The organism is Chryseobacterium sp., assembly GCF_041914225.1.
In the GTDB taxonomy this organism is placed as follows: Bacteria; Bacteroidota; Bacteroidia; order Flavobacteriales; family Weeksellaceae; genus Chryseobacterium.
In genome coordinates this window covers 1-4009 of sequence record NZ_JAYSDT010000100.1, presented here as the reverse complement: position 1 = coordinate 4009, position 4009 = coordinate 1, and the positions used below count along the sequence as shown (strand labels likewise).

Below are 4009 nucleotides of genomic sequence, written 5' to 3'. Positions count from 1 at the left end.
TTTTTCTTGATTTTGACTTTTTGCAAATATCTTAAAAATATACGTACCTTTTGCTACTGTAGAACCAAAATCATCTCTTCCATCCCATTCTATTGCCTGACGAGGGGTTCTAAAGCCCTGCAGGAACGGTTCTGCAACTACCGGCTGTGATAAAGTTCTTACCAGTCTTCCGGTTATTGTATAAATCTGTACGTTCACATCCAGAATGTCATCACAATTGTGCTCAAACTGAATATAGGTCTTGTTTGTAAACGGATTTGGCCAGTTCAGCGGACGGTTGATCGTCAGGTGCTGGTCAGATTCATCTTTAACTTCAAAATTTAACGTAGCAGTTGTGGAATTATTGTTTATATCCCAAACTTTAAATGTTAATTGATGCTGTCCGACTGCCAGATTTCTGAAAGGGTAGGTTACATTTCCCTTCTGGTACTCGGCAAGACTTGGATTTAAACAGCCGTTTCCTTCTCCCGGAGCATAAAAATCATTCAACACAACTGTATTGATAATCTGCCCGTCAAGATATACTGTAATATCGTGTCCTACCCCGGATCCTGTTGAGTTGATTCCGGTATCATCGGTAAGACAGGCAAGAAGCATAGGATTCTGGTTGGTGATTCCTCCGTCTGCGAAGTTGGTGTTGTTCATGTACAGTTTTACTTTCGGAGGTTGGTTATCATTGATTCCGTTTGGATTGATATCACCCACCTGTACTGCCTGGTTGTTGAAAACATCCGTTGACTTGTTATCTGCATAGGCTAATATTCTTCCCTGACCTACAGCATAATTAATGTCTTTAGGTACATAGAATTCCGCAGTAAATACACCGTTTACAGCAGTTCCTGCAGATTTTACAATTGCACTTCCTTCTTCGGTATATTCTAAAACCGGAGATAAAACGCCACTGTTATTTAAAGTTTTTTTGTTTAATCTTTTATCAAAAATATTGATGCTTACCTTTCCGTTAAAAGTATTATTCAATGTTCCGTTTGGATTATTAACGTGTCCTTTTATTTTTACGAAATCCAGTCCTCTGATCAATCCCGGAACCGGAGTTTCAATATTGTCAATCACCAGAAGTCTTTGTGGTCTGCTTAATTTCATAGCAGGATCCCCCAGGAAGTTTACTTTTAAATGGTTACTGTTTGGCCCCTTTTGCTTTTTAGCGAGTAGGTGGGCATTTCCCAACGAATTAAAATCGTCATTGGTCAGTTTAAAAATATTCTGGGTAAACGTATTGGTAAAATCACGTCCGTAATCAACTCCTATGGCACGGCTGGAAGTAATCATGGTAGAGGCTCCTCCCTGCTTCATTTTAATAAACTGTTCTCCCACAGAGTTGGTTGCAGGCTCATCCCATAATGTAAATTCACAGGTGATGGTAGAGACAAACGGAAATCTGCTGTATACATTAGAGAAGTTATTGGCATTCTGAACCTCAGAACTTGTAAGGACTCTTTCCTGTGCCCATCCGTTGATTCCTCCATGCCCGAAATAGAACAGGTACAAACTGTTTCCGATAGCATTGGAGATCGCCTGATTGACCTGTGGATATCTTCGTCCGCCGGAAGTACTCTGAGCGGTAAAGGCATCCATATACAATTTTTTAACATTATATTCTTTAAGTTCCGGCTGACCCGGCTGTTCAAATATACTGGATAGTGAACTGTCCATCACATTGTGGAAAGGGCTTCCCCCTTCATTGTTGTCATCCACTACAAAATCAAGTCGCATACGCCAGTCCCCGAAAGGAGTTGACTGTCCCTGAAGGGAATTGTAATAAGCCAGTGTTTTATTGATCATATCTCCGGCTTCACTTGCATTGGCGGCCGGAATTCTGCCAACCGGAAGATCCGGCAGGTTGTTTTCAATTAATAATGTATTTTGCGGCTTGGTCATTACGATATAATCATCCGTTACAAATGATGATACATAATCTGAAGACTGCTCACTCTGGTAGCTGGCAACAACATTTGTATTGTTTGGAACTCTGTTTTTATAGTCGTATGAAGCATCCCCGAGAATAAATACATACTGAAGTCTGCCCAGAGGAGTGTTAAGTCTGGTAACGAAATCTCTTATTGCAGTTAGATCTCTGCTTCCGCTGCCATATTCCTCATAGATCTTATTGATGTCAACAATTTCTACCTTATAGTTATGATTGGTCTGATGGTAGCTGGCAAGCCTTTGTGCCTGGCCCATCATTTCCGGAACGGTAAGGATAAGATAATCTACGTTTTGTATAGCAGAAAGGTTCTGGTTGGAAATTCTTCCTACAAATTGCGGACTGAAAGCCGCATCAGCACGGAAAGCCACAAATTCATTGTTGAAATTCTGATCAGAAGCAGTATAGGCAAAGTTGAAAGAACCTGCTCCTGCCTTATTCACCCTTCTACTGGCATTGGTAATATCCGTTACATCCCATACCTGCTCTATAGCAGCTGCATTGCTGATGCTGAAACCATAGTTGGTATTACTTCCGCTTACAATGGAATAATCTCTGAAGTTCATCTGTGAACCATTGAAAGCAAGGTTTTCTTTATACTGAACTTCTACATAATCAAAATAAAAGGTTCCGTTGGGATTCTTGGAAATATCAGGATTATACACCAATGTAAACTGGTTTCCGGTAAGATTAGTTAATGTTCCGGAGTAGGTGACAGGGTAGAAGGTATACTGGTAGCTCGAAGTATCCGAAGGAATCGTCTGTATCGGCTGTGGATTTAAGTTGTTGATCTTAAAATCAATGGTATTTTGCTGGGAATTATACGCTACCACCTGAGTTCTGTATCGTATCACATCATTAGCCTGTATAGGTGAATTGGTAGTAAGCGTTACTGTTTTTTCATTGGTGAAAGGAGTATCTTCCACCCACGTTCTTCCTACCTTTAACAGGTTTTTCTGATCTTTGTTGATTACCTGGTAACTGTCGTACCTTGTAATCAGCTGGGCAGGGAGATTTCCGTCGACAGTCGGAACTCTCTTTCCCGCACCTTTGTCGAAGTTGATATAGTAATATGAAAAATCCTCATATATATTTTTAACATTATTGCTTGGGTTGATACGGGTTTCATGTCTTTTAAAACCGTTTCCGTTGGAAGTATCATAAAGGTTATATCCGTCCGGGCCCTGCGCATAGAAAAGAGCATAATCATTGTCATTCCATACACCGTCATCTTCACCTACCACCTGAATGGCATTTTCCTGTAATGCCCCGTATCTCGGATCCTGGTTGTACTCAGGAAGCATTACGCCGCCGTTTCCGTAAATTCTGAAATTCTTTGGGTTTACAGAAGCAGGATTAATTCCGTTGTCTTTCAAAAACTGTGATGTGATTTTGAATATCCCGGACTTGTCTACTTTTATTTTATAAAAATTGCCGCTGGATAGCGGATTGGCTGTAGTTCCTATTTTATTAACGGTGCCGAAGGTATTAACAAATGCGGAAGCTTCTGAAACATTGAACGAAGATAATCTCTGAACACGGCCTTTTACATTTTTAAATAAAGCAATGCTGATACTGGCATAGCTGTCCCCTTCCGATGAATAGTAAGAAACATCTGCCACATCGTGATCAGGAAGTCTGCCTTTATCCAGTTCAAATAAATCCTGGTTGGAAACGTTCTCCCAGACAAGGTCTGAGATTTTTAACTGCTTTTCTCCGATTTTTTGCTTGGTTACTATAAAAACATTATTTTGGCTGAAAGAAAAACCTTCATTTTTAAAATTGGGAAGAATTAATTTTGTGTCACCAAAATCCTGGATTTTAGAGCCATTCCATTCAATGGTATTTCTTTGGGCGTAAAGTGTTGATGCAAAAGCGATTAAAGATAAAAGCGTAATTTTTCGTTTCATGTTTACTATTGAAATTGCTAAATTACAAAATAAATGAAAATTTTAGAATTAAATTGTGATACAATAAAATTAATTTGTTAACGTTTTTCAAAAAAATCAAATGTTTACTTGATTTATTGAATAATTTATTTTTTCTTTGTACTTTGAAAATATTTAT

Annotated in this window: 1 protein-coding gene; it reads right to left on the bottom strand. The window is 39.1% G+C overall.

Features of this window, described 5'->3' with window-relative positions; all coding sequences use genetic code 11:
• On the bottom strand, positions 1 to 3852 hold a 3852-nt coding region (gene porU / locus ACE3RB_RS19780), incomplete at its 3' end, for a type IX secretion system sortase PorU (RefSeq protein ID WP_374465780.1).
• Between the last annotated feature and the right edge of the window lie 157 nt (positions 3853 to 4009).